Source organism: Campylobacter concisus, assembly GCF_003048405.1.
GTDB classification, from domain to species: domain Bacteria; phylum Campylobacterota; class Campylobacteria; order Campylobacterales; family Campylobacteraceae; genus Campylobacter_A; species Campylobacter_A concisus_Q.
Map to the genome: position 1 here is coordinate 48741 of NZ_PIQS01000003.1, position 26215 is coordinate 74955.

The window sequence follows — 26215 nt, forward strand, 5'->3', positions numbered from 1 at the left end:
GAAATCGAAGCGTGATATACTCGCTCATAAATTTTAAAATTTGTTTTTCTCTAATGTGCTGCATGTGCTTATAATGTTTAAATTATTAATTGCTTTTATGCGTTATATGGCTTTTTGTTTGGATTTTAGAATCGTCAAATTTATAAATTTCCCTAGACCTAATCTTACTTAGGACTAGGGAAAGATTATTTTTTAGCTACAAGAGCGTTTTTTAGCACATCATCGATCGTATCTACGGCGATAATCTTCATATCAGCCTTTACTTCGGCTGGGATATCTACTAGGTCGCGGTCGTAGTTCTTGCGAGGTATCAGGGCTGTTTTGATGCCAGCTTTGTGCGCGGCGATTAGCTTCTCTTTTAGACCACCAATCGGCAGAACTCTACCAGTTAGCGTAATCTCACCAGTCATTGCTATGTCGTGTTTTACCTTTGTGTCGGTTAGTATAGACGCGATCGCAGTTGCCATCGTGATGCCAGCACTTGGGCCGTCTTTTGGTACAGCGCCCTCTGGTACGTGCAAGTGAAGATCATAGCGCCTATAAACATCGCTAGCTTCGAGTTTACGCTTATCGTCATCTAGTTTTGGCACGATAGTCATCGGTACTTTTATTTTTTTGTTGTCTATCAGCACTTTTACCACGCTAAATGCGATCTGAGCGCTCTCTTTCATCACGTCGCCTAGCTGACCTGTGATCTGCATGCTGCCTTTACCCTGGATCCTGATAGCCTCGATCCTTAGCACATCGCCACCGACACTTGTCCAGGCTAAGCCATTTACTAAGCCGATCTGATCTTTCTTGTCCGCTGGCTCGATCTCATAGACCTTTTTCTCTAAAAATTCTTTCAAATTTTTAGCCGTAACGCTGATCTTGCCCTCATTTTTTTTAGTGAGGATATTTTTGGCGACCTTTCTTAATATATCAGCGATCCTACGGCGTAAATTTCGCACACCACTCTCTCTTGTGTAGTCGCTGATAATTAGCTCAAGTGCCTCTTTGCTGATGCTAACATCGCTTGGTTTTAGGCCGTGCTTTTTAAGCTCTTGAGGCAATAGATATTTTTTAGCGATCTCAAATTTCTCTTGTGGTGTGTATGAGCTAAGCTCGATAAACTCCATCCTATCACGAAGTGCAGCTGGTATCATGCTCACGTCATTTGCTGTAGCGATGAAGATGATCTTGCTAAGATCGATGTTGAAATTTAGGTAATAATCTCTAAATTTATTATTTTGCTCAGGATCTAAAATCTCAAGCAAAACCGCGGTCGGGTCGCCTCTGTAGCTTCTGCTAACCTTGTCGATCTCGTCTAGCACAACCACTGGGTTCATCTGCTTGGCTTCTATGAGCCCTTGCACGATACGCCCTGGCATAGCGCCTATGTAGGTGCGGCGGTGGCCTCTTAGTTCGTTTACATCCTCAAGTCCACCAAGAGCGATCCTAACTAGTTCACGCTTTAGCGCCTTTGCGATCGAGTTTGCAAGGCTTGTTTTACCCACACCTGGAGGGCCTGCAAAGCATAAAATAGCGCCATTATTTACCTTCTCGCCAACGCCTCTAAGCTCCAAAAGCTCACGCAAAGCAAAATACTCCTCTATGCGCTCTTTTGGCTTTTCAAGACTGTAGTGATCGGCATTTAAATGCTTGCTCACCTCGGCGATAGAGGACTTTTTCTTAGCTATATTTTCAAATGGAATTTCTAAAACCCAGTCAAGATAGCTTTGTAAGGTATTTGCGTCAGCTGAGTCTGGGTGCATACGACTAAGTTTATCTATTTGTTTTTTGATCTCTTTGTAGGCGTCCTCGGCCATAAATTTCTTCTTCGCATCAAGCTTTTTGCGGTACTCTTCAAGCTCCTCTTCACGGCTCGTATCTGCTCCAAGCTCAGCTTGAATTTGCTTTAGCTGCTCTTTTAAAAAGTACTCTTTATTTGTCTTATCGATCTTTGAATGGACTTTATTTTTTATCTCTTTTTGAAGCTTATTTGCCTCAATCTCTTCGATAACGTAGTCGATGAGCTTTAGTAGGCGTTGCTCTAAATTTTCCTCGACAAAAAAGCCATAAGCGATCTGTTTTTTTAAGCGAAGCGCGCTTGAGACTAGGTCACAAACCCTGATCGCTTCAGCACTCTCTTCGATAGTTTTTAAAAGATCTGGTGGAAAAAAGTGGCTAAACTGCGAAAGCTCTCTCACTTTTTCTCTTAAAACCACGATAAGAGCGTCTGTTTTGACCTGCGATGGGCGCTTGACGTGGAGCATATCGACGATACCACGGAGTGGATTTATACCTGATTGTTTTAAAATTTTACCTTTGTCGATGCCCTGAAATAGTACTTTTACGCGTCCATCAGGTAGTGGCACACGGCGCATTATCGTGCCGATAACGCCAGCATCATAGATGCCATCAAAGTCTCTAGCGCCGTCTTGCTGAGGCTTTGTGGGCACCACAAGGATCGGAGTCTCTTCTTGTATGGCAAGTTCGAGTGCCTTTAAATTTTCATCATCGCTTAAAAAGAGCGGAGTTATCATAAATGGATATAAAAATAGCTCGTCCTCAACGATGATGGGAATTTCGGTTGGGAAGCCTTTATTTTCGTTTATTTGCAAAATTTCTCCTATTCAAACAGTTTTCTATACCATGCCACGTCAGGTTTGATAAGATCTGAGTTTTTAAACGGCGACTCTTCAAGCTTTTGCTCGTAAATTTTAGCCGAAACATCACGGCCGGTTCTATTGTAAAGATCTGCTATTTGCATATCTAGGAAGTAAAGCGCGAGTTTGAATTTAATAAGCATAGTCTCGATAAGAGGCTTATACTCGGTATTTGGATACATATAAAGAAATTTCTCGATCTCTGTTACGCTATCTTCCATAAGCTTTTGGTTGCGGTTTGGCTGAGTAAATGAGTCAAAATTTGCTTTTATCTTTAGATACTGAGCAAACTCTGTTTTTGGGCCGTTATCGCCGTATCTTTTAATGTACTCGTCAAGATAGTGATTTGCCATTAGATACTCTTCATCATTTGCGTGAGCTTGGGCAAGGATAAGTAAAATTTGCTCCAAAAGTGGGCTTGCTACGTGTTCGCTTGCCATTGAAACATAGTGTTTATCGGCCGCTTCAAGATCGCCATCTTTTATATCAGCTATAACCTGAGCATACCACTCATCAGGAGTTAGATTGTAAAGCTCGGTATATTTTTCAGCACAACCACTAAAAAGCCCCAAAAGAGCCACAACTGCTAGAAATTTAGAAAATCTTTTCATGCTTTTCCTTAAAAAGTTTAAATCCTCGTATTCTACATTTTTTGGCATTATTTTTGTATAAATTTTTTAAAACTATGATAAAATACGGCAACTTTACAAAATAGGAGTTAGTATGATTTTTAGTGTTAAAAGCCCTATTTTAGGCTTTGAGCATATCAAGACGATGGAGTTAATTGAACTTGATAAATTTTTTGTTAAGCTAGCAAGTAAAGATGATGAGACATCTTTTACAATGATAAATCCTTTTGCATTAAGAAGCTACGAATTCGATATTCCAAGCTATTATGAAGATCTTATGGAGATTAAAGAAAGCTCTCAACTTAGAATTTATAACATTATCGTTGTTGCACTCCCGCTTGAAAAATCAACTGTAAATTTTATAGCTCCTATCGTTTGCAATATGGACAATATGACCTTATCCCAAGTCGTTTTAGACATTGCCAAATATCCTCAGTACGGGCAAGCTGAAATGATAGAAAATTTTATACAAAAATAGTAGCTAAAAGCTTTTAGAAAATCTAAGGAGAGATTTTTTATTGTTATTTAGAGGATTTGTTGTGAAGATAGCATACTTACTCTGTTTTATTGTCACGTTTGGTTTTTGTGCACCCAGAGCTTGTACGACAGCAGAAGCAGCATCTATTGGTTGTAGTGGAGCAAATTATTCTTGCTTTATAGACGCTGAAGAGTACCAAGACAACTCTTCTAAAAATATCCCACATTGCATAAGAAAATCTGATAGAACTTGGACGATAGATACCAATAGCTTTTCTTCAGGCTTAGCACAAGACCACTATCATATTTATGTTGAGCAATTTTCTCCATGGAATCAACGATCATTAATAGGTATGTGGGATGATCACTCTAAAGGCTTAAGACAAAGATCAATAAATGGAAATCTAAATACCAGAGTAAATGGAGATATAGCTACCATTGGTGCTACTATTATGATTCCACAATACGCTGGATATAATTTTGTTCCAGATCCATCTAACGTAACAAGAACATCATCTACAGCCGATAGAATATTTTTAAATGATGGTGGCTTTACGTCTAGTAATTACACGCTTTGCCAAAAAACATATATTTATAATCCTAGCAAGTATCCTTATTGTCAAAATTCATCCTCTTCCACATTTGATTTTAGTGAGAAAAATACCTTTATACAAAATAATTTAAAAGGCAAAAACGTAGTCTATGCCAGGCTTTATTGGGGCGGCTCTCTTTATCAAAACTGGGCAATAAAAAATCTTGGGTCAAATTTATATGTAAGTGCTTTAAATTACATAAAAGGATATAGCAGGATTGATTTTAAAGCTCCTGGAAAAAATGTAATTACAATAGATGCTGATCCAAAAGATGTCTTTTGGTTTGGTTCATTTAGTGAGTATAAACCAAAATCAATGACTCTTGAATCATACAATCAAAACGAGTCTAATAGCTACTATGTAAAGGCTGGAATAAACTACCAATATGTAGCAAGTGCTGATGTAACAGATATAGTTAAAGATTCTCTTGGTACTAGTGAGTCAGATAGGACATTTTATGCTGGCAATATCAGATCCACTACGATTCCCTTTAGTGATGAATTTATAGACCCAAATGATGGCACATATAAGGTAAACAACTCTACTAATAGAAAACTAAAAAAAACATACGGCACGCTACTATTCTCACCAGTTCAAGGACAAAATGGCTACTGGATACAATCCATCGCACCACAATTTGCTGCTTGGAGTTTGGTCATCATTTATGACTTTGATGATAAAACCGCTGCAGCAAACAATATAGAGCCAAAACTTGTTAGTATATTTGATGGACTAGAAAGGCTTGCAGCAGACTGGATGAAGTCAAGCGATCCATTTGGTACTATAAAGAGCTCAACCGTAGATGTAAAATTTGAAAATATCTATACACCAAAAGCAGGCGATATAAATGCTACGCTTACAATGTTTTCTTTTGGTGGCAAGCCAGAAACAAAAGGTGAGAATATTGAAATAGAAAACGAAGGTAGCTATCTGAGTATAACCAGCAAATACAATGCAAAAGGTGATCAATTTAACTCAACCATGACAAAATTTGGACAACCTATAAATCCAGGCAAAAAATTTCACTCTCAAGCAGACTTAGATATATTTGATATATCAGACAAAATGTCACATTCCCAAAAAGAAGCAGATATAAAATTTACAGTTACAACAATTAAAAATTCAGGCAGTGCTAATGTTGTAAGTGCTGACCGTATAAATTTGGCTATGGTAGGCTTTTCTACTCGTATATATAAACCAGATGTTTGCTATATGGAATATATTTATGCAAAAAAACCTAGCGATAGTACTTTTACAAAGGTGCAAGAAAATACCCCAACGGTAGTGCCAGCAAATACTATTTTAAAAACCTTCGTTGAAGTTACAAACAATACCAATGAAGCTGCCCAAGACTTTGCGCTAAAAGCTACAATAGATCCAAGCCAAATTTATAATCCAAACTCAACTTACATATACGCAAATAAATCATCACAAGGGCCTAGTGACTTGCTTACTATGTCAGGACAGGTACATTATAACGACAACACAGGCTTGCAGCAACTAAGTGGAAATGACTTAACTTTTTATTTAGGACAAGGTGCTGCTGCAAATAAGGGTGGAGAAATGCTAATTCATCAAGGCAACTACGCTTATGCCATATATGAAACGACCCTTAAGTCTAAATTTGAGCCAAATAGTTACAAAGCCACAGTTGCAAATGCTGATATAAATTTACAGCCCTATGACACATACATAAGAAGATGTAGCAATCAAAATTACAACATTACTTTAGGTGTTAGTGCCAGTCCAAATAATTTCGTCGCAAGCAATAGACAAGACGATGGCTCGGCAGCTTTTAAAACTAAATTTAAAAATAGACTTCTAACTAAAATCGTTTCTACGTCATTTAATGTCTATATCACGAACTATGATACAGATGGCAACAAAAAAGTACCAGATGCCCCAGTAGATGTAAAAGTAGAGTTGGTCGAGTCTTGCAGTGCTCCAACAAATTTATATGAACAAGATATAACATTTAATGGTGTAACTGATATTTTGTTGTCAGGCATTAGTATTGACAGAGCCTATAAAAGCGTAAAATTTAGAATTTCTCATCTTGATCCAGTGACAAATACTACAAAGGTTGAATGCGAAAAATTAGATGATTTTGCTATAAGACCAAGTCACTTTAGGCTATGGGATACCGACAAGAATACGATAAATAATAACAATGTTTTAATAGGCGGCAAAGTTTATAATAACATTGCTCTTGCAGCTATGAAACCTCTTGATAGTAGCTTAGCAAATGGATATATAAACAACATAAGTGGCTCAAATGGAGAGATAAAACTTGTACCAGCATATAGTGCGACTTGCGATCCTAGCATTATAGAGAGCGAGAACAAACTAAGCGTAGATTTTAACGATCCAAATAAAGCATTGGGTAAAATTTTCCGTCACACATCAAGTGGACCTGTTGGCTTCTCTTACTCAGATATAGGCGATACATATTTTTATGTATTAGACAAAGACTATACAGCAACTGATCAACATACACCATCAAGAGCTGATGATTGTGTAAAAAACTCAATTAGTAACGATCCGTCACAAGACACTGCTCAAGAAGGAAGGATCGGATGTAGTATAAAGCTAGAAGGTAATAGAGATTATTTATTTAGACCAAAAGATATACAAATAAGCAAGCTAAAGATAACAAAAGATAGCGATATAACATACCTTGATAATGAAGGCATACAAAAAGCAAAGCTTGACTTTGAAGTAACTGCTAGGTTGTTTAACGATGACCCTGCAAAACTTTATAATGAAGATTGCTATGCAAAGAATATGAACTTTGACATAAAGCTAGATAGAGTTCCTTTAAATTTTACAGATAATGATGGTAATGCCGGCACATTAGCAAAAGCAAATGAAGAAATTTTATTTTTTGAAATTCCTGGCTCAAACACTAGAAAAGCAATAGATCCAAGTGCCACAAAATCAACATTTTATGTAGAGAAAAATACTTTTGTAAATGGCGTAGGCAAAGGTGAAGTATATTTTAATTTTGAAAGAAAAGTAAATCATGCTAAAAATCCTTTTACTATTTCAAGTAATGATTTTAGCTTTAGCGGCATGTCAGATAGTACCGATACAGTAAAAAAATATGAAAAACCAGCAACAGAAACAACGGCAAAATTTTACTTTGGTAGGGTTTATGCACCATTTTATGAAGGGCTTTATAGCGGCTTTTACGCCAAAATTTATTATGGTGCCTACTGCGATGGGTGCAATAAAAATATCTATATGAAAGATAATGGCAAACTATGGCAAGACTTTCCAGCTGCACCATTTTGGGCTACCAATCCAAAACATAGCGCAGGAGTACTTAACTATCATGACTTTAGCTTTACAAATACTTACAGCGGCACTGTTTTAAGAAATGATGTAAGCAGCATAAGCAATGGCGAGCAAATAATTTTTATAAGAAACCCTTCAGCAGTTACCGATGTGGCTAAAATGAGAGCACCCAGCTGGCTTCTTTATAGTGAATTTGATGAGAAAACCGAAACAAATAATTTCAATCTAAATTTTCTAGTACCAAATGGCGAATGGGCTGGTAAAGTCCTAAAAAGCAATAACATAGAAGATAAGACAAGCGGTGCAGTTGGAGGTTTTATAGGAGTAAAATCAAATAGCGATAGTAACCTAGATATAAGCGACAAGACAAACAGGAGAATAGAGTGGTAAAAAGGGGTGGCTTTTCATTGATAGAGCTCATCTTGTCAGTGCTTGTAGTAGCCATAGTAAGTGCAAGCCTGCCACTAGCGGTAAGAACTACTTCAAATTTAAGCGAGCAGTCCTTAATGCAAGAAGGACTAATGAATGCTAAAACTTATATGTCATTAATATTAAAAGCACCATTTAGTGATCAAGTCTTAATAGCTGGTAAAAATACCATGCCATCATCTATAACTACTCAAGAAGCTATAATTTTTCCTCTTATTATCTGCGAGCAAGGGGCAAATCCAGATTTTTATGAAAAAAGCGGTGTAAAAGGTGAAGGACATAGGATACTTGCATATCCGGTGCAAAATTCATCTGCATGTGCCACAAGGCCTAGTGACTCAAAGCTTCCAGAATCAATCAAAAGCGTAAATTTTAAAGTAAAGTCTATCAAAAATTTCAATACTCAAAAATCCATCTCACCAACCGCTAGCACTACTAAACGCGACTTTATCATAGATACAGAGACGACTCCAACCATAACAAATGGAGCTGATAAATTTGTAGTTAGCACTCCTTTAAACGATAACGACGTTTTACAAATAAAGCTAGATACGACTATGAAAACTACAAAAGAGAGCAAAAGCGTACTTTATGGATATGCCTTTAATATAGGTGAAAGCAGTACTCTAAGTGTAAAAGAATGGAAATGAAAAAAACAAAAAAAGCTTTTACATTAATTGAGCTAATAATAGTCATCACCGTACTTGGCGTCATCTCACTTATGAGCTTTAACACGCTTATGAATTTATATCAAAACTATTTTCAAAGCAAAGTAATAAACGAACTAGAAACACAAAGCGAAATCGCTCTAGAGCAAATTTCAATGCTACTTAGCCACAGAATCAAACAAAGCGTTATCGCTAGGAAAAAAAATGGAGATTACCTAGCTCTAAATGATAGTGGCGTAAATTTAAGTAGCGACTTTGAAATTTTAGAATTTATCCCAGCTGCTTATGAACTATTTGATGGCATAAACGAATATAAAGGAGATGATACTAACGGAGATCCCATCTTCGAAGAAGGCATATATAGCGGATATGTAGATCTTGCAAATAGCTCTGTTGTAAATGGATTAAAAAGCCCTGGAAGCAAATTTAATGAAGCTTTTAAAAATGGTGTAATGGACTTAACCTGCGAAAATGATAGCAATGAAGAAGATGTAAATAGTGGCTCTAGGTGCATAAACGCCGATAATGAAAATGGTGGTTTAGTAGCGATATTTTCTAGCATACTTTATAGAGTTGGTAGTAGCTTTGGCTATCAAGAAAATTTAGACCAAAGGCACTTAGATATCGCAAAAGTTGGCATACAATCAATCGATACGCTTAAAATTTCAAGTGATTTTAAAAATAAAAAAATTTCAGAGCAGTATAAGCTAGCTTATACAGCCATTGCCATAGCACCAGCTGAACAAAGTGCCGAGGATATACAAAACAGCTCTTTTGACCTTAAAATTTACTACAATTATAGGCCATGGCTAAATGAAAGCTTTAAAAAATTTAACTCAACATCTACAAAAGCTATCAAAGCCGAAAGTGCAACACTAGCTAAACACGTAACAAGATTTGTCTTTACAGAAAAAAATGGAGTCATCGCGCTAAAGCTTTGCCTTAAAGCAGAAAAATCAGAAATAACCATTTGCAAGTCAAAGGCAGTTTATTAATGAGAAAAGGATTTACGTTAATAGCGGCGATATTTTTTCTAGTTGTGGCAGCTTCTATCAGCACTCTTGCCCTTTCGATAGCTAGCACATCAGCTAGACAAAGTAGTGAAATTTATCTAAGAGAGCAAGCGCAACTCGTTGCTCAAGCAGCAGCAGAGTATGCGATGTTTGAAATTTTTAGAACTGATTTCTCAAATAAATGCTTAGATAAAGTAAATGGAGAATTTAACGATATGTTCGACTTTAAAGTAAAAATAACTTACTTTGGCGATATCGGTATATGCACTCCACCAACCATCATGCCAGGAACAAACGGAGTCGCAAGTACTGGCAACATGATCTTTGATGTTTTTGTAACATCAAAAGATAAAAAAACGCCAAATCCTATAAATTTCCACAAGCGCACTCTTCAGAAACTTTAAAATTTTATAAAGATTTTAGTTTAATTTGTTTTTAGTTTTAGCGTGTTATAATCATCTTACTTTCTATAAAGGAGATTACGATGAACATAAGCATTGTAGGAAAACAATTTGAGCTAACAGAGCCAATCAAAAACTATATCCAAGACGCTTTTGATACTCTTGGCAAATACAATCTCGACATCATCTCAGCAAGATGTGTTGTAGCAGCCGATGAAAAACAAGGAAAAAAAGGCTTTAACGCAGAATTTTCTCTAAATATGGCCCATAAAGACACCATAGTCGTTCGCCAAAAAGATAAAGATCTTTACGCTGCGATCGATCTTGCTATCGAAAAAGCATCAAAAGTTTTAAGAAGAGAGCATGATAAGAAATTTACTGTTAAGGGCAAGGCTGATGATAAAGAATTTCGCTCAAGAATAGGCGAAGAAAAGATCGAAGGCGTTGAAGAGATCGTGCCTATGGAGCTTGAAATTTATAAACCACTTGAAGTTGAAGAAGCACTTGAAAAACTAAAATCAAGCGATAAACAATTTTACGTATTTAACGATGTTGACGCAAAAATGCGTGTGATCTACAAAAGAACAGACGGAACTTTCGGTCTTTACTAAAAACAGGGGCAGCTTTGCCCCTAAAATTTATGCTAATCTACTATAAATTTTTTTCCTAGAGTCCAAAACCCTACTTACAAAGACTACTACGCCAGCAAATGGCTTTAAATTTTCAAAAATAGAATAGATATCCTTGCGTGAGATAGATGTATATGCAAGAAGGCTTCTCTGTAAGCCATTTTAAGAAGATCTTGGCGAACTAAATTAAAACGACATAAACTAGGTTGCAGCTAGTGGAGAGTACGGCAAAGAAGTAAGTATTTTTTAAAAAAAATAATTGCAAGTATCAAAGCATGGAATTTTATTTTGTGAGCTGGCAGCATAGATAAATATGATAAAAGGCATAGCAGAGCAAACGAGTTAAAAATGCTTGATAGCACTAGAAATTTTTAAGGATAAAAGAGAGACAAAGCTCTCTTTTTGATTTTTAAAATATCAAATAGTTAAAACAAATACTATCTATTTCTCTAAATTTTCACTAGCTTTTGGTCTAAAGGCCTTGTTTATCTTTCTTGTCCAAATTATTAGCGAGATAAACAAGATAAAGTAAAATACATAGCTAGCTACAGGCCAACTAGTATCAGTACCGCTTTCTTTTAGTGAGATGACATTTCTAAACTCTTGAAGCATAGAAATTCTATATCCATAATATTTTACAGTTACGTTTTTATCGCTATTTGCAAAGCCTTGAGCTTTGGCTTGTACATCAGCTGAGTTAAATTTAAAATAAAACGGAAATCCCCATGCAGTATCTTCATTTCTATAAGCCATGACCTTATTTGAATTATTAGAATCTTTAGTATAGATAAAATAAACATCTCTGGTAGGACCATCTGCCGGATTTTTAGCGTCGATGATACCATCTTTGTCCATACGTTTGACATCGCCACCTGTGATTTGCACATTTGCATAGTGTGGAAACGAATAATCAACTACAAGAGCCAAAAAAGAGTGTAAGAGTACAATAAAAATAACGCAAATTCTTTTAAAAAATGTAATCATTTCTTTCCTTTTAAATTTGCGTTATTTTATGAAAAGATAGCTTAATAAAGGGGCAAAATACCCCTTTAGTTTTAAGCTTTTTTATTAAGCATAAATTTTAGAAGTTGTGCAAGGAAGCTGATTCCACCGATTATTAAAATCGTATCACCAATCATTCTTACCCATCTTAAATTTTGTAAGTGTGATTGTTGTAAAAGCTCAGCGCTTCTTGCATACCACATACCATGCTCTAGGCTTGCAAATGCTTGATAAATTCCTATTGGAAGTAGTGAAAGCACAATCATTAGCATAAGACCTATATTTAGGCCCCAAAAACCTACTTTCATAAGTTTTTCATCAAATTCTTGACCTTTGAATAGATAAGTAGCTACTAGCCAAACAAATCCGAGTGCCAAAAATCCATAAACACCAAATAGTGCAGCATGTCCGTGAACTGGAGTCGTATTTAGGCCTTGGATATAAAATAGTGAAATCGGAGGATTGATTAAAAATCCAAATACACCAGCACCTAACATATTCCAGAAAGCAACTGCGATAAAGCAGTAAAGTGGCCATTTTAATGTCTTAGCCCAAGTTTGAGCAAACTGAAGTCTATAATGCTCATAAGCTTCAGCGCCAAGCAATACAAGAGGAACTACCTCAAGTGCTGAGAAGCTAGCGCCAACTGCCATTATAGGTGTTGTAGTGCCTGCAAAATATAAGTGGTGGAAAGTTCCTGGAATTCCGCCTACTAAGAAAAGTGATGCACTCGCAAGTGTTGAAAACGTAGCAAATCTCTTTGAAACAAGACCAAGACTAACAAACACAAAAGCAAGTGAAGCGGTAGCAAAGACCTCAAAAAAGCCTTCAACCCAAAGGTGTACAACCCACCAGCGCCAGTATTCCATTACTGGAAGTGGACTTCTTTGGCCGTAAAATAATCCTGCTCCGTAAAATAATCCAACTGCAACAGCTGAAGCTGCAAAGATAGCAAGTAAATTTTTGTCACCTTTGTTCTTAAATCCGCCGATAAATCCGCGAAGTAAAAGTAGCATCCAAATGACAAGACCAACAAATAAAATAATTTGCCAAACACGTCCAAGCTCGATATATTCGTATCCTTGGTGTCCAAACCAGAAGCTTAAATTTATAGGCATAATATTTGCGATCGCTAAATACTCACCAGCAAAACTGCCAACCACAAGGATTAGTAGTGCGTAAAATAATAAATCTACGCCAAGCTTTTGGAATTTTGGATCTTTACCGCCATTTATAATAGGTGCCAGGAAAAGACCGCCTGCTAAAAATCCTGTTGCAATCCAGAAAATACTAGCCTGAATGTGCCATGTTCTAGCAAGTGAATAAGGAATATAAGCTGATAAATTTATACCGTAAAATTCTTGTCCTTCTACTGTATAGTGAGCCGTAAAGCCGCCTATTAAAATTTGAAATGCAAAAAGAGCCAAAGTTACAAAAAGATATTTTTTAAGAGCTTTTTGAGATGGAGTTAGGCTTAATTTACTAAGTGGATCTTCGCTAATAGCTTCCAACTTTTCATCATCTTTTTTGCCATAAAAAGAGCTAAACCAAACAAGAAATCCAATACCAGCAATAAGTATTACAACGCTTGCGATTGACCAAAAAATATTTTCGCTTGTTGGTACATTATCGATTAGTGGCTCGTGTGGCCAGTTGTTTGTATATGTAGCATCGCTGTTAGGTCTATTTGCTGCGGTTGCCCAGGCTGACCAGAAGAAAAAGTTATTAAGATCATCTCTATCAGAAGCATTTGGAAGAGTATTTTCTTTCATCGCATAAGCTTCTCTTAAAGATTTAAACTTAGGGTCATTTCCAAAAAGTGATGAATACTCTTGGCTTACTTGTTTCATAGCCTTTAATCTATCGCTGCTAAGTACGATCTTATCGTCTTTTACGCCATTTTCTCGGTACTCTTTTTTAAGTAGAACTTTTAGATTTGCCTTTTGCTCATCATTTAAGTCAGCATATTTTGAGTGATAAATTTCATCTGCTTTTAACTCTAAAAATATAACTAACTCTTTGTGAAGCCAGTCCGCACTCCAATCAGGTGCTTGATATGCGCCGTGTCCCCAAACAGAGCCAACTTGCATACCTCCTATGCTTTGCCAGGCCTCTTGACCTTTATAGATGCTCTCTTTGTCGATCACAACATTGCCATTCTCATCTGTAAAATTTACAACTGGTGGCGAGCTTCTATAAACCTCAACGCCGTAGTAGCCTAAAATACTAAAGCAAATTACTAGTACTGCAACAAGTGCTAGCCAATACTTTTTGTATTCACGCATTGATTCTCCTTTTTTTAAAAATTTTAAGGCGAAGTTTATCCCATTTTAAAAAAACAAATAATGACATATGTCAACAAAAGGAGAGAATTTATCCTATTAGATTTATAAGAATTTACAAGATATGCAAATTTTTCATAATGTATATGCAAAATTTACATAGAATTAATATAAATATTATTAATATACATGTTTATACTTCAAAAATAAAGGAAAAAATATGCAAACAAATTTTATGCATAAAGTAACCAAATTTAGCCTTGTCGCTTCATTATTTATGGCTCTTAGCCTAAGCGCAGCTGAGTCTGCTAGAAGCATCACAGATATGAAAGGCGTCAAAGTAAGCGTGCCTGAGAAGGTTGAGAAGATCGCAGCACTGTGGAATGCAAACAACGAGATCATCCTAGCACTTGGCGGTATGGATAAGGTTGTAGCCACAACTGATCTGATCAAAAACAACAAGTGGTTTGAGCACGTCTATCCAAAACTTAAAAATTTACCAGCTGCACTAAATGGCAAAGACCTTCAGATCGAAGAGCTTGTTAAACTTGCACCTGACGTTATCATAGTGTATAACAAAAATTTTCAAGATGAACTTATCAAAAATGGCTTTAGCGCGGTAAATTTGATCTTTAGAGACTATCCAGATATGGAGAAAAGCATCTATGCAACAGCTGAAGTCATAGGCACTGATGATGCTAGAAAAAAAGCTGAAAAACTTGCTAATAAAATCCACGATAACTCTGAGTTTGTAACAGCAAGAACAAAAAACATCCCTGACGCTAAACGTCCAAAAGTACTTCACCTTCTTGGTGGCGCAAATTTGCTAAAAGTTGATGGTACAAATACCATCCAAAACACTTGGATCAAGCTAGGTGGCGGCGTAAATGCTATCAATACTGAGGGTTTTATGATCGAAGTTAGCGCTGAAGAGATCATCAATGCAAACCCTGATATCATCATCGTTGGCGGCAATGACACAGACGCACAGATCAAAAAGATAAAAGAGCACCCTGCATTCTCTGGCTCAAACGCTGTTAAAAACGGCAAAATTTACGGCAACCCAAAAGGTGTATGGAGCTGGGATAGATATGGTGCTGAAAGCATTCTTCAAATTTTATGGGCAGCAAAAACTATCCAACCAGATCTATTTAAAGATGTCGATATGAAAGTAAAAACAAAAGAGTTTTATAAAGAGTTTTTAAATCACGATCTTAGTGACAAAGAGTATGGCTATATCTTAAAAGCTCTAAATCCAGACGGTAGCAGCAAATAATATATGAAAAACGCAAATTTTTCACTAGTCGTTATCTTTTTAGCTCTACTAACGCTTGTTTGCGCCTTTGTCGCACTTGGCGTTGGTAGATTTTACATACCATTTAACGACGTCTTTAGCGTGCTAGCTCACAGCTTTGGCTACGGCGAGGGTGCAGCTAGCAACATCACAAATGTGATAGAAAATTTGCGTATACCTCGTATCATCGCAGCTATCCTTGTTGGAGCCGCTCTTAGCGTGAGCGGTGCTGCCTATCAAGGCGTCTTTAAAAACCAGCTAGTAAGCCCTGATCTTCTTGGCGTCTCGGCTGGTGCTTGCGTGGGAGCTGCAACTGCCATTATCTTTGATCTATCGCTATTTTGGGTGCAGGCTTTTGCATTTGGCTTTGGTCTAGCAGCTGTTGCTATAACTCTAGCCATACCAAAGATGATGGGGCGCACCAGCACACTTATGCTGGTTCTTTCTGGTATCATCGTAAGTGGCCTAATGGGCTCGATGATCGGCTTTTTAAAATATGTCGCTGATCCTGAAACAAAGCTACCTGACATCGTCTACTGGCAGCTTGGTAGCCTTGCAAAGCTTGATAGCGAAAATTTAAAATTTATAGCCCCGGTTATGATCATCTGCGCCATTTTACTAATCGCTATGAGCTGGCGTATAAATTTGCTCTCTCTTGGCGACGAGAGTGCGGCTAGACTTGGCGTAAATGTCGCTTTTGAGCGTGCTATCGTTATCATTTGCGCTACGCTTCTTACAGCATGCAGCGTCTGCATAAGCGGAATAGTCGCTTGGGTGGGACTTCTCATGCCGCACCTAGCGCGGATGCTAGTTGGTGCAAATAACATAAAAAGCATGCCAGCAAGCATATTTATGGGTGCGATATTTTTGCTATTTGTCGATACTCTAGCACGTAGCATAAGCGTGAGCGAAGTGCCTCTTGGCGTACTTACCGGCTTTATCGGCACAGTATTTTTCGTCTGGGTCTTGTGGCGAAATAAAAAGGTTGCGTGATGCTTGAAGTTAAAAATTTAAACTTTAGCTACCCAAATGGAGCTGGCAAACTAGAAAATGTAAATTTAAAGATAGGCGCTGGGGAAATTTTAACCATTCTTGGGCGAAACGGAGCCGGCAAATCAACAACCCTTGGGCTGATAAGTGGCTCACTAAAGCCAGTATCTGGAGAAATTTTTCTCGATGGCAAAAACGTAGAGAGCCTAAGTAATAAAGACCGAGCAAAAATAATGGCATATGTGGCTCAAAGCGAGATCACAGAGTATGACTACACAGGGCTTGAGTTTATCACGATGGGGCGTGCTGCACATCTTGGTATCTTTGCAAGGCCTAGTAAAGAGGACGAGGAGATCGCTAAAATTTACACTAAAAAACTTGAGATCGAGTATCTTGAAGATCGCTTTATCACGCAGATGAGTGGTGGCCAAAAGCAAATGTGTATGATCGCACGTGCGATGGCTGCGCAGCCAAAGATGATTATATTTGACGAGCCAACGAGCGCGCTTGATTTTGGCAACCAGTATAAATTCCTACGCACCGTCAAGTGGCTAAAAGAGCTTGGCTACTCGGTCGTGCTAACCACTCACAACCCTGACTTTGCTGTGCTTCTTGGCGGATATGTCGCACTTGTAAGAGGTGATGGAAATGTTGAGTTTGGCACAGTCAATGAGATCATAAGAAGCGAAAATTTAAGCAAGCTTTACGGACTAAGCTTAAACGTAAGCTACATCGACGAAGTAAAAAGAGAGTGCTGTTTAACATATCCTCTTTAAATTTATACTCTCAAAAGAGAAATTCTTTTGAGAGCGCTTTTTTGTATTATTTTTCTTATTTAATACTGCCTTTGGAGTAAAAATGAAAAAAGTAGTTTTGATTTTATTTTTTGCATTGATAGCAAATGCGGCGGATAAATTTGATTGTTCTAAACGCTACTGCAAAGAGATGAAAAGTTGCGAAGAAGCATATCACTATCTAAGAAAATGCGGACGCAGTGGATTTGACCGTGATCGTGACGGCATACCATGCGAGAATGTATGCAAAGAGCGAAGAGTAGAAAAATAACTTTATTAAAATTTACTCCGCTAAATTTTAAAGCCAACAAAATCAAAAATTTTAAGTTAAGTTAAAAGCAACTAGGCATTATTTTTAGCAAGTGTTGCCACTCTAGCCTTTGCAGCCTGCGTGATATCATCCTCGTAGTCATAAAAGTTAAATGTTGCTCCGTGCTGGAAAAAGCCATTTAGTATATCGCCACTTTGGCGGTTTTTCAGATCAAGCTCGGCCACCTTAAAGCCGTCATTTGTCGCGCAAAATTCCTTTAGCCTAGCTGGTGCCTCTTTTAGCTTGGTAAATAAAAAGCAGTATCCATCACCGCCGTTTCGCCCCACTCTGCCTCGCAGCTGATGAAGCGTGGCAAGCCCTAGCCGCTCAGCGCCCACGATGACGATAGTATTTAGCCTTGGCAGCGAGATCCCAACCTCAACAACGGTTGTTGAGAGCAAAATTTCGCCCTCTTCTCTAAACCGTCTTAAAATTTCTTCTTTCTCTTTGTCCTTGCCGTGCGTGACAAAGACATTTTTGAAATTCTTTAGCCAAAAGCCCTGCGCCTCGCTTAGGCTTTGGTAGTTTGAGCTCTCACTGCTCTCAACTAGAGGATAGATGATGGCCACTTGAAAGCCACCTTCAAGCTGCCTTTTGATGTGAGCGAGCAGGTAGCCAAACTCGCTTGCGCCTAAAATTTGGCTCGTTATATTTTTTTTAAATGGCATCTGCTTTAAAAAGCTAAAATTTACGATAGATGACTGGATCAAACTTAGCGTCCTTGGTATCGGCGTAGCTGAAAACTGCACAAAATTTGCCCGCTCATTCTCGTTTGAGGCGAGCTCCTCTATCTTTTTGCGTTGATTTGAGCCAAAGCGGTGCTGCTCATCGACCATGACAAGCGGCGAATTTGGTAGCTCGTGAAAGAGCAGCGCATGCGTACCAACGATCAAATTTGCCCCGCTAAAGTCTATCTTTTTCTCTCCGCTTTGAACCAACATCACATTCACAAAAGACGGCAATAGCCTCTTTGCTTCGTTAAAAATTTGCTCGCTTAAGATACTTGTTGGCGCCATCAAAATGGCACTTTGAGGATATACGCTAAGCGCGGCTGCTAGGATCACTAGCGTCTTGCCACTTCCCACGTCGCCCATTATGACGCGCCTTTTTGCCTGCACAGCACTAAGGTCGTCTCTTATATCATTTATCGCGTTTATCTGATCGTTTGTCGGCATAAATGGCAAGCCCTTTAGCCAAGAGCTTATATCAAAAAGCTTGATCTTAGGACTTTTAAAGTAGGTTTTTTTTGCGCTTAGCTTTTTTATGTAGTTAAAAATTTCTACAAATTTTAAAATGTGCGCACCCTCATTGTCGTTTTTCAGGCGGTATAAAATTTGTACGCTTTGCTCATCTAGCCTTTGTAAGTTGGCTAGAAATTTAGCCTCTCGCTCATTTAAACCCTCAGCTAGTAAATTTTGTAAATTTATATATTTTAAAACAAGTTTTTTGACCTCATCATCTTTTAGCTCGGTCTTAAATTTAGGCACGATCTGGCCTACTTTTGTGGTGATTTTTGGATTTACGATCTGCCAAGAGCCAAAGGCGTAGGAGCAAAGCCCATATATAGCCATCTCTTTGCCCACCTTAAAAGCGCCGTAGTGCCAGGACTTTGCGTTAAAAATGACGATCTTTACGCTACTTTGCCACTGCTCGCAAAAGGCAAGCGCCGTTAGCATGCCAGGACGCGAGGCGAGCGAGGTGATCTTTACATTTATGCAGATCTGCCCTTCTCTTGGGCTCTTAGCGATAGTCGTATCCTCAAAGCCCTTTGGTAGCACAAGAGCAAGGTCAAGCAGGCTAAGCACGCCTATTTTTAGAAGTTTTGCTCTGTCGCTTGCTTCAAATTTCATTTTTTAAAACGCAAAAACTTAGCTCGTTTATCTCTGTGTGAGCTTTTATGAAGCTATTTAGCTCGTTTAGCGAAAGGGCTGAAATTTTATCCAGATCCTTTAAAAATCCCCCAAGCTCGCCATGCTCATAAAACTCGCTTTGCGCGATATCAAGGCGTTTAAATAGCGTCTCAAGCCTAAGTGGTAACGAGCCAAGTAAAAATTTCTTCGCCTGCTCAAGCTCGGTCTTGCTAACGCCTTTTTTACTAAATTTTAAAATTTCCTCTTTTATAACAGCGATGGCCTCATCTTTTTTCTCATTTTTTGTCTGCATGTACCCGTATAGCTGGCTATAAGAGAGATTTAGCAAATTTCTAGCGTAGGCGCTATATGCAAGCCCTCTTTTCACGCGGATCTCCTCCATGAGCCTTGAGCCAAAACCGCCCTCACCTAAAATAAATGTCGCCACTGCGGCCTTGTATTTTTCTTCAGGTTTTACGTTAAATGGTGCACCAAAGTAGATATATGCCTGCTCGCTTTGCCTTACTATCTCGCTGGTTTCGCACTTGTTGCTTGGACTAAAACGCTCTAGCTTTCGCACCTTGCCAGGCTCTAAAATTTCTAAAACCTTAGCCAGTTCTTTTGTCTGCTTCTCATCGATGTCGCCGCCTAGCACGCAGAGTAAATTTGAAAGGTCTAAGTGCTCATTTAAAAATTTTCTTACATCTTCAAGTGTGATCGCTTTTACGCTCTTTTTCGTGCCGATACTTGGCAGAGAGAGCACGCTTTTTGGGTACAAAAGCTCAAAGAGCCCCTGCCTTGCCACGTAGTCAAAATCATTTTCATTTGCTGCGATCTCGCCAAGTGTGACGGTTTTGCACCTATTTAGGATCTCATCTCTTAAATTTGGAGCGCTCAAGAGCTCTTTTAGCTTGCCGCACGCAAAGGCAAAGTGCTCTTTTAGGCAGTTTATATCTATGCAAAATGTCTCAAAGCCACAGCTTGCGTTTAGGCTAATAGCCCTTACCTCAAGCTCTTTGGCAAATTTAGCCGATCCTAGCTTTATATCGCCCTCGTTTAGTAAATTTGCGCTTAGTCTAGCTAGTCCTGCAAGCTTGCCATTTTGAGAGCTACCGGCTACTTTGAAAACAAGTCTGAGGCTCACTACCGGCATCGCTTTTGAGTTTTCAAAAACGACTGGAATTTTTATATTTTTTACATTGATATCTAAAATTTTCATCTAAAATTTCTCCAAAATATCATAGTTTGTGTTGCGCTTAGCTGGAATTTCTCCGACATCTTTTATAAGCTCGATCATCTGATCTTGATTCATCCTAAAGCTAGCCCCTGCGGCCTTTACGACGTTTTCTTCCATCATCGTGCTGCCAAGGTCGTTTGCGCCAAAAAGAAGCGCTAGCTGGCCTATGTAGCTACCCTGCGTGACCCAGCTGCTTTGGATATTTTCAAAGTTATCCAAAAAGAGCCTTGAGACGGCAAGAAGCCTTAGATAGACGTTTGAACTTTGTTTTTTGATCTCTGGAAATTCTTGCATGAGCTTTGTATTTAGCCCCTGAAAACTCCAAAGTATAAAGGCTCTAAATCCAGCCGTTTCATCTTGTAAATTTCTGATATGCTCCCAGTGCTCCACGATCTCACGAGTTCTCTCAACCGTGCCAAACATCATCGTCGCAGTCGTCTTCATGCCAAGCTCGTGCGCCTCTTTGTGTATGCGAAGCCAGTCTGCAGTGTCACATTTTTTTGGCGCAATGATATCACGCACTCTATCGCTTAAAATTTCTGCTCCAGCCCCTGGCATCGAGTATAGACCCTTTTGGTTTAGGCGTCTTAGCACCTCTTTTGTAGAAATTTTTGAAACTCTTGCGATGTAGTCGATCTCAACGGCCGAAAAACCATGTATCGTAATACTTGGATAGTGCTTGCTGATGTAGCTTACTAGCTCCTCGTACCACTCGATCTTTAGCTTTGGATGAACGCCGCCTTGAAATAAAATTTGCGTGCCGCCGATGGCGATTAGCTCCTCGATCTTTTTGCCGATCTCCTCAAAACTTAGTACGTATGCGTCTTCCTCTTTTGCATGGCGGTAAAATGCGCAAAATTTACAATCCACCCAGCAGACGTTTGTATAGTTTATGTTGCGATCTACGATGAAGGTCGTAATGCCCTCTGGATGAAGCTCTTTTTTTCTAGCTAGCGCCATCTTACCAAGCTCATGAAGCGGTGCATTTTCTATAAGATCGATGGCCTCATTTACACTAAGTCTTTTCAAATTTAACCTTTTATTTTGCTTATTTTTGGGCGAGAGTTTAGCCAAAAATGCTTTTAAATATGATAAATCAGGCGTTATGAAAAATTAATTTTTAAAGGCTAAAATGTGAGAAATTTTTTAAAGGAGCGAGTTATGAAAAAGGTGATATTTGCCGTTATCTGCGGGCTATTTTTAGTTGGTTGTGCTAAAAACGAGCCAAAGCCAGCAGGGCTTCAAGGTGCAAGTTGCGGATGTGCTCATCATCAAAAAATGATGCAAGAAAATATACCAAGCTGCCCTCATCACGGCATGCAAGGAGGGATGCATGGGCAAATGCCAGCAGGCTGCCCAGCCCACGCAAAATAGATAAAGTGCCAGATGGCACTTTATTTTAATATAACTTTGTCGCCTTTAGTGCCTAAAACTTGCACTTTTTCGCCATTTTTTAGCGCTCCGTCATACTTCCAAAGAGTGCCTTTAAAATAGACCATATTTTCTCTGATCTCACCAACTCCAGGCTCATCTAAAAACTCTTCGTTAAAGCTCTCTTTTCTGGACATAAATTTACTCTTTAACGGTGCTTTTAAAAGCACAAGGAGTACGATCGCAATCGCTGCTGTAATTAAAATTTGATAGCTCCAAGCAAAACTAAAACCAAAATTTATAGCTCCAACTACTATAAAAGCTATGCCAAAAAATAGCAAATAAAACGAAAAAAAGATAAACTCGGTGATGCACAAAACCACACCGATTGCTATCATTATAAAAGGGCTGATCACGCCTTATCCTTAGCTAGGAAATTTTTCAAAACGCTAAGGGAGCCAATAAGCTCGGCCGCCTCATAAGGGACTAAAATTTTATCTTTTGAGCTGTTTTTAGCTAGCTCGCTAAATGCCCCGACTCTATCGCGAGCGAGCAGAAATTCAGCCGCATTTGCGTTTTTGCTCATGCTATCATTTATCATATCCATAGCCTCTTTTTGAGCCGTTGCGATGGCGATTTGCTCGTATTTTTTCGCATCAGCCATACGCTCGATCGCTTCTGCTTGAAGTACTTTTTCTTGTTTTAGCGCCTCTGCGTTGCGTATTAGTGCCTCTTTTTCAGCCAAGGCTTTTAGCTCGATCGCACGTTTTTCACGCTCAGCTTTCATCTGCATATTCATCGCCTCTTCGATGCCAAGTGGGACAGAAATTTCAGAAATTTCTACGCGCATGATCTTTACGCCCCAGTTGCCAGCAGCGTCGCCAAGAGCCACTTGAAGTGCGGCATTTAGGCGGTCACGTGAGCTTAGTGTATCATCAAGATTCATCGCACCTATCTCGCCACGAAGCGTAGTCATGGCTAAATTTGCTATGGCACGCTTGTAGTTATCTACATTATAAACCGCCATTTTTGCATCAAAGACCTTTAAAAAGACGATACCATCGACGCTTATATTAACGTTATCTTTTGTAATGACTTGCTGTTTTGTGATGTCTACAAGCTGCTCTTTTACGGTGATTATCGCTCTTATTTGATCGACAAATGGGATAATTATGTGAAATCCGCCGTCAAGCACTTTATGGAATTTACCAAGTCGCTCGATGAGTAGATTATCAGCTTGTGAGACGATCTTGATGCCAGCCTTTAAAAACAAGAACGCAAAGATAACCAGAACTACGACTAAAACGCCAAATGCTTCGATTTGCATTTTTACTCCTTTAATTTATAATTTGTTATTTTCTCAAGTATTATAATACATTTTAAATTTTATTTTCAAAAAGGATTAGCATGAAAAATTTTATATTTGCACTAAGTGCAGCTCTACTTTTGGCAGGTTGTGCCTCATCTAGCCAAAACGCAAACGTCCCACAAGGCAAATGTGAAGTAAAAGGTAGCTGCATGGCTCCAGTAAGCAGCATCGAGGGCACTTACAAGGCATTTTTACCTTGCGCTAGCTGCATGGGCATAGACTCAACCCTTATACTAAAAAAGGACGGCACATTTGAAAGTGTGATGAACTACAAGTCAAAAGACAACTACAAAGCCGTTAGTAAAGGCAAATACTCAATCGAAAATGGTGTGATAACAACGATTGATGAGTATAAAGAAAAGAGCTTTTATAAAATAGAGGGCGAGAACCTAAAAATGCTAGATATGGATCAAAAAGAGGTCACTGGCGAGCTAAAAGATAAATACATCTTTAAACGCGTAAAATAAATTTTAAAGGCAAAATGATATAATTTTGCAATTTTTAAGGAGTTGCAAATGAAATATCTTTTTGCCATACTTATCTCATTTTTCATCCTTGGCTGCGCAAAAAATGAAAATTTAGAGCCAAAGCAAAACACACAAAATACAGTAAAAGAAGACAAACCGCTAGTTCAGGCAAATACACCCAAAAAGCCAGAAAAGCTAATACTTCCAAACTCAATTTATAGTAGTTTTCATACTATTTTGCCTTGCCCAAACTGCGAAGGCATAAAAACTATCATTACGTTAAATAAAGACAAAACCTATACAAAAACAATGCTTACTATGGATAAAGAAACAAGCTTGGTTGAAAAAAATGGCACATTTGATGTTGATGATAGTGCTATCATTTTAAAAGATGAAAATGGCAATCTTAGCTACTTCGCACCAAATAAAAACTCACTTCTTCAGCTTGATGATAAGAAAAATAAGCGAGTTGGCGTACTAGCTCAAATTTATAATTTCGAGCCGGTAAATAAAGCTTACAAAGATAGTTTTTTTGCTAAATTTTATAAATTTAAAAACAAAGATAACTTTTTAGACATTGTAATCGTACCAAGCAAAAATGGTGCGAAAATAAGTTTTTATTCATCATTAAAAAATGGCTCGCCACTTTGCGAGTTTAGCTCTGAGCTACTTTACGACAAAGGAATTTTTTACCTTTTAGATGAAAAAGGCATTGCTCTAAGCATACACAGGATAAATAATACAATTTTTCTAGTAGCAAACGATAAAATTTGTAAAAATGCTCACATAAGCGGACGATATAAAAAAGATAAAGATCAAAAAAATCTCTTTGGCAAAAGCTTTTTTGCAGAGCTGACAAACGAATCAGCAAATAGAGATGTGATAAAAATTTATGGCTCAAAAAACATAAAACGAGATAACACAAAAAAAGAAAACAGCTACATCGTAACAAACAAAAATGAAAGAATTTTTGAATATACCTTGCTAAATGGCATTATCACAAGCATTGAGATTTACTCAAACGAGTTTAAAACTCCAGAAAATATCAGCCTTAAATCAAATTTCAAAGATATAAAAAATTCTCTTGTTATTTCTAAATTTCAAAGCGACGCAAACAATATCTATGTAAAAATAGATAGCCACGATATGCTAATCACACTAAAAAATCCACTTACCAAAGAGGTAACAAGCCTAAACGATATCCCAGATGAAACGAAAATAGAGCAAATAACGCTAATGTGGAATCAATAAGTTGAAAGAATATCTTAAACTTTTAAAAGAAGAGAGAAATTTTCGCCTTTTAAGCATCATTCAGCTTATATGCTATTTTGGCGTATGGTTTTCACACACAGGTATTTTTACCCTTCTTATCAAGCTTGACGCTCCTGTTTGGGCTATCACGCTAAGTGCGGCGATGGCATTTATCCCAGGTGTTGTCATAGCTCCATTTAGTGGAATTTTAGTTGATAAATTTAGCCCAAAGCCAATACTTGTCATCATGATGGCAGTTGAGACGATAAGCGTTTTCATGCTTCTTTTTATAGACTCACTTGATTTTTTATGGCTACTTTTACTTATTATTTTTGTTAGAAATGGCACCGGTGGAATGTATTTTCAAGTAGAGATGAGCGTACTGCCAAAAATTTTAAGCAAAGAAAATCTCAAACTCGCAAACGAGATCCACTCTATCATCTGGGCAGTCTCATACACCGCTGGTATGGGGCTAGCTGGAGTTTATATACACTTTTTTGGGATAAAAAGCGCCTTTTTGCTTGATGGCATACTATACATTCTTAGCTTTGGATTTTTATATTTTTTAAATTTACAAGGTCTAAAGCCAGAATTTATAGAAAAACCACTAAAAATGCTAAAAAATGGCCTTATGTATTTAAAAGAAAACAGACTTATCGTGCACCTTATATTTTTGCACGCCTTTGTTGGCATTACCGCTTATGACGCATTGATCGCACTTTTGGCTGATTACAAATATGCAAATTTACTCTCGACATCATTAATTATAGGACTATTAAATACTTCAAGATCCATTTCACTTATGTTTGCTCCAGCCATACTTAGTAAATTTATAAATAAAAATACGCTTATTTTCGTATATATCGGTCAAGGCCTTGGTATCATTATTTGGGCTTTATCGCTTTGGAATTTTTATCTATCGCTTATTGGTATTATCTTTGCTGGATTTTGTACATCAAGCCTTTGGAGCTACACCTATACAATGCTTCAGCAAAACTGCAAAAAAGAATTTTATGGCCGAGTGATTGCATATAACGATATGATTTTTCTTGGCTTTAGCGCTCTCATTTCATTTATCATTGGTCTGCTTTATGATATTGGACTTAGCGTTGAGATGATTGCAAGTTTTATGGGAAGTCTCTTTTTTGTAGGGGCTTTTTACTATCACATCGTATTAAAAAGCTACAAAATAAGGTGATTAATTTTAAATTAAG

Annotated in this window: 23 protein-coding genes; 14 read left to right on the forward strand and 9 right to left on the reverse strand. The window is 37.9% G+C overall.

The features are described from left to right. Positions 1-185 precede the first annotated feature (185 nt). Both lon and CVT18_RS07175 read right to left on the reverse strand, forming a co-directional pair. Entirely contained in the window at positions 186-2603 is a 2418-nt protein-coding gene (lon, locus tag CVT18_RS07170; RefSeq protein WP_103628101.1) for an endopeptidase La, read from the reverse strand. An 8-nt stretch (positions 2604-2611) separates the two neighbouring features. Then, positions 2612-3259: an outer membrane protein assembly factor BamD gene (locus tag CVT18_RS07175; RefSeq protein ID WP_021091013.1), complete on the reverse strand. Its 648-nt coding sequence runs from the start codon at positions 3257-3259 to the stop codon at positions 2612-2614. Positions 3260-3371: 112 nt separating this feature from the next. On the opposite strand from CVT18_RS07175, the gene fliW reads away from it, so the two are divergent. From fliW to hpf, 6 genes are all read left to right on the forward strand, one after another. After that, positions 3372-3755, forward strand: a complete 384-nt coding sequence (gene fliW / locus CVT18_RS07180; RefSeq protein ID WP_054196362.1) for a flagellar assembly protein FliW — start codon at positions 3372-3374, stop codon at positions 3753-3755. Positions 3756-3816: 61 nt separating this feature from the next. Continuing rightward, positions 3817-8034: a hypothetical protein gene (locus CVT18_RS07185; RefSeq protein WP_159071493.1), complete on the forward strand. Its 4218-nt coding sequence runs from the start codon at positions 3817-3819 to the stop codon at positions 8032-8034. After that, positions 8028-8723 (forward strand): type II secretion system protein, encoded by a 696-nt coding sequence (locus CVT18_RS07190; protein WP_103579514.1) that lies wholly within the window; start codon positions 8028-8030, stop codon positions 8721-8723. Before CVT18_RS07185 ends, CVT18_RS07190 begins: the two co-directional genes overlap by 7 nt. Beyond that, positions 8720-9736, forward strand: coding sequence for a type II secretion system protein (locus tag CVT18_RS07195; RefSeq protein WP_234410304.1), 1017 nt, complete (start codon positions 8720-8722; stop codon positions 9734-9736). The genes CVT18_RS07190 and CVT18_RS07195 overlap by 4 nt, the downstream gene beginning before the upstream one ends. Next, the gene (locus CVT18_RS07200) at positions 9736-10158 is read left to right on the forward strand and encodes a hypothetical protein (RefSeq protein ID WP_072594818.1); all 423 of its coding nucleotides are present in this window, start codon (positions 9736-9738) and stop codon (positions 10156-10158) included. The genes CVT18_RS07195 and CVT18_RS07200 overlap by 1 nt, the downstream gene beginning before the upstream one ends. Positions 10159-10238: 80 nt before the next feature. Then, complete coding sequence (gene hpf / locus CVT18_RS07205) at positions 10239-10766, forward strand: ribosome hibernation-promoting factor, HPF/YfiA family (protein WP_021090930.1); 528 nt, start codon at positions 10239-10241, stop codon at positions 10764-10766. A gap of 459 nt (positions 10767-11225) precedes the next feature. On the opposite strand, the gene CVT18_RS07210 is transcribed toward hpf, so the two are convergent. Together CVT18_RS07210 and CVT18_RS07215 are read right to left on the reverse strand one after the other, a co-directional pair. After that, the gene (locus CVT18_RS07210) at positions 11226-11768 is read right to left on the reverse strand and encodes a DUF1523 family protein (RefSeq protein WP_103624045.1); all 543 of its coding nucleotides are present in this window, start codon (positions 11766-11768) and stop codon (positions 11226-11228) included. A gap of 71 nt (positions 11769-11839) precedes the next feature. Then, positions 11840-14071, reverse strand: a complete 2232-nt coding sequence (locus tag CVT18_RS07215) for a nitric-oxide reductase large subunit (protein ID WP_021090748.1) — start codon at positions 14069-14071, stop codon at positions 11840-11842. Positions 14072-14288: 217 nt separating this feature from the next. On the opposite strand from CVT18_RS07215, the gene CVT18_RS07220 reads away from it, so the two are divergent. The 4 genes from CVT18_RS07220 to CVT18_RS07235 all read left to right on the forward strand — a co-directional run bounded on the left by CVT18_RS07220 (position 14289) and on the right by CVT18_RS07235 (position 17417). Continuing rightward, a complete protein-coding gene (locus CVT18_RS07220) occupies positions 14289-15344 on the forward strand; it encodes an ABC transporter substrate-binding protein (RefSeq protein ID WP_103628104.1) in 1056 nt (351 codons plus the stop codon). 3 nt (positions 15345-15347) lie between these two features. After that, positions 15348-16355 carry a FecCD family ABC transporter permease gene (locus CVT18_RS07225; protein WP_103628105.1) on the forward strand — a complete coding sequence of 336 codons (1008 nt, stop codon included), beginning with the start codon at positions 15348-15350 and terminating at the stop codon, positions 16353-16355. Continuing rightward, positions 16355-17128: an ABC transporter ATP-binding protein gene (locus CVT18_RS07230; protein WP_103628106.1), complete on the forward strand. Its 774-nt coding sequence runs from the start codon at positions 16355-16357 to the stop codon at positions 17126-17128. The genes CVT18_RS07225 and CVT18_RS07230 overlap by 1 nt, the downstream gene beginning before the upstream one ends. An 82-nt stretch (positions 17129-17210) precedes the next feature. After that, positions 17211-17417, forward strand: a complete 207-nt coding sequence (locus CVT18_RS07235; RefSeq protein WP_103628107.1) for an excalibur calcium-binding domain-containing protein — start codon at positions 17211-17213, stop codon at positions 17415-17417. Positions 17418-17488: 71 nt separating this feature from the next. Here the strand turns inward: CVT18_RS07235 and recG are convergent, their stop codons facing one another. The 3 genes from recG to CVT18_RS07250 are packed head-to-tail and all read right to left on the reverse strand — an operon-like array spanning position 17489 to position 21572. Continuing rightward, the gene (recG, locus tag CVT18_RS07240; RefSeq protein ID WP_107824375.1) at positions 17489-19306 is read right to left on the reverse strand and encodes an ATP-dependent DNA helicase RecG; all 1818 of its coding nucleotides are present in this window, start codon (positions 19304-19306) and stop codon (positions 17489-17491) included. Continuing rightward, entirely contained in the window at positions 19296-20525 is a 1230-nt protein-coding gene (locus CVT18_RS07245) for a M16 family metallopeptidase (protein ID WP_103628109.1), read from the reverse strand. Before CVT18_RS07245 ends, recG begins: the two co-directional genes overlap by 11 nt. Next, positions 20526-21572: a dehypoxanthine futalosine cyclase gene (locus CVT18_RS07250; RefSeq protein WP_107824376.1), complete on the reverse strand. Its 1047-nt coding sequence runs from the start codon at positions 21570-21572 to the stop codon at positions 20526-20528. 132 nt (positions 21573-21704) lie between these two features. Between CVT18_RS07250 and CVT18_RS07255 the strand changes: the two genes are divergently transcribed. Continuing rightward, positions 21705-21917 carry a hypothetical protein gene (locus tag CVT18_RS07255; RefSeq protein ID WP_103628111.1) on the forward strand — a complete coding sequence of 71 codons (213 nt, stop codon included), beginning with the start codon at positions 21705-21707 and terminating at the stop codon, positions 21915-21917. 20 nt (positions 21918-21937) lie between these two features. On the opposite strand, the gene CVT18_RS07260 is transcribed toward CVT18_RS07255, so the two are convergent. Together CVT18_RS07260 and CVT18_RS07265 are read right to left on the reverse strand one after the other, a co-directional pair. Next, positions 21938-22330: an NfeD family protein gene (locus tag CVT18_RS07260; RefSeq protein WP_103628112.1), complete on the reverse strand. Its 393-nt coding sequence runs from the start codon at positions 22328-22330 to the stop codon at positions 21938-21940. Next, positions 22327-23241: an SPFH domain-containing protein gene (locus tag CVT18_RS07265; RefSeq protein ID WP_103600497.1), complete on the reverse strand. Its 915-nt coding sequence runs from the start codon at positions 23239-23241 to the stop codon at positions 22327-22329. The genes CVT18_RS07260 and CVT18_RS07265 overlap by 4 nt, the downstream gene beginning before the upstream one ends. An 80-nt stretch (positions 23242-23321) precedes the next feature. On the opposite strand from CVT18_RS07265, the gene CVT18_RS07270 reads away from it, so the two are divergent. From CVT18_RS07270 to CVT18_RS07280, 3 genes are read left to right on the forward strand one after another with little or no spacing between them, the layout of a single operon-like run. Further along, a complete protein-coding gene (locus CVT18_RS07270) occupies positions 23322-23750 on the forward strand; it encodes a copper resistance protein NlpE (protein ID WP_103628113.1) in 429 nt (142 codons plus the stop codon). Between the two features lie 48 nt (positions 23751-23798). After that, positions 23799-25001, forward strand: coding sequence for a copper resistance protein NlpE (locus CVT18_RS07275; RefSeq protein WP_103628114.1), 1203 nt, complete (start codon positions 23799-23801; stop codon positions 24999-25001). 1 nt (position 25002) lies between these two features. After that, positions 25003-26199: an MFS transporter gene (locus CVT18_RS07280; RefSeq protein ID WP_107824377.1), complete on the forward strand. Its 1197-nt coding sequence runs from the start codon at positions 25003-25005 to the stop codon at positions 26197-26199. The last annotated feature ends 16 nt before the right edge of the window (positions 26200-26215 follow it).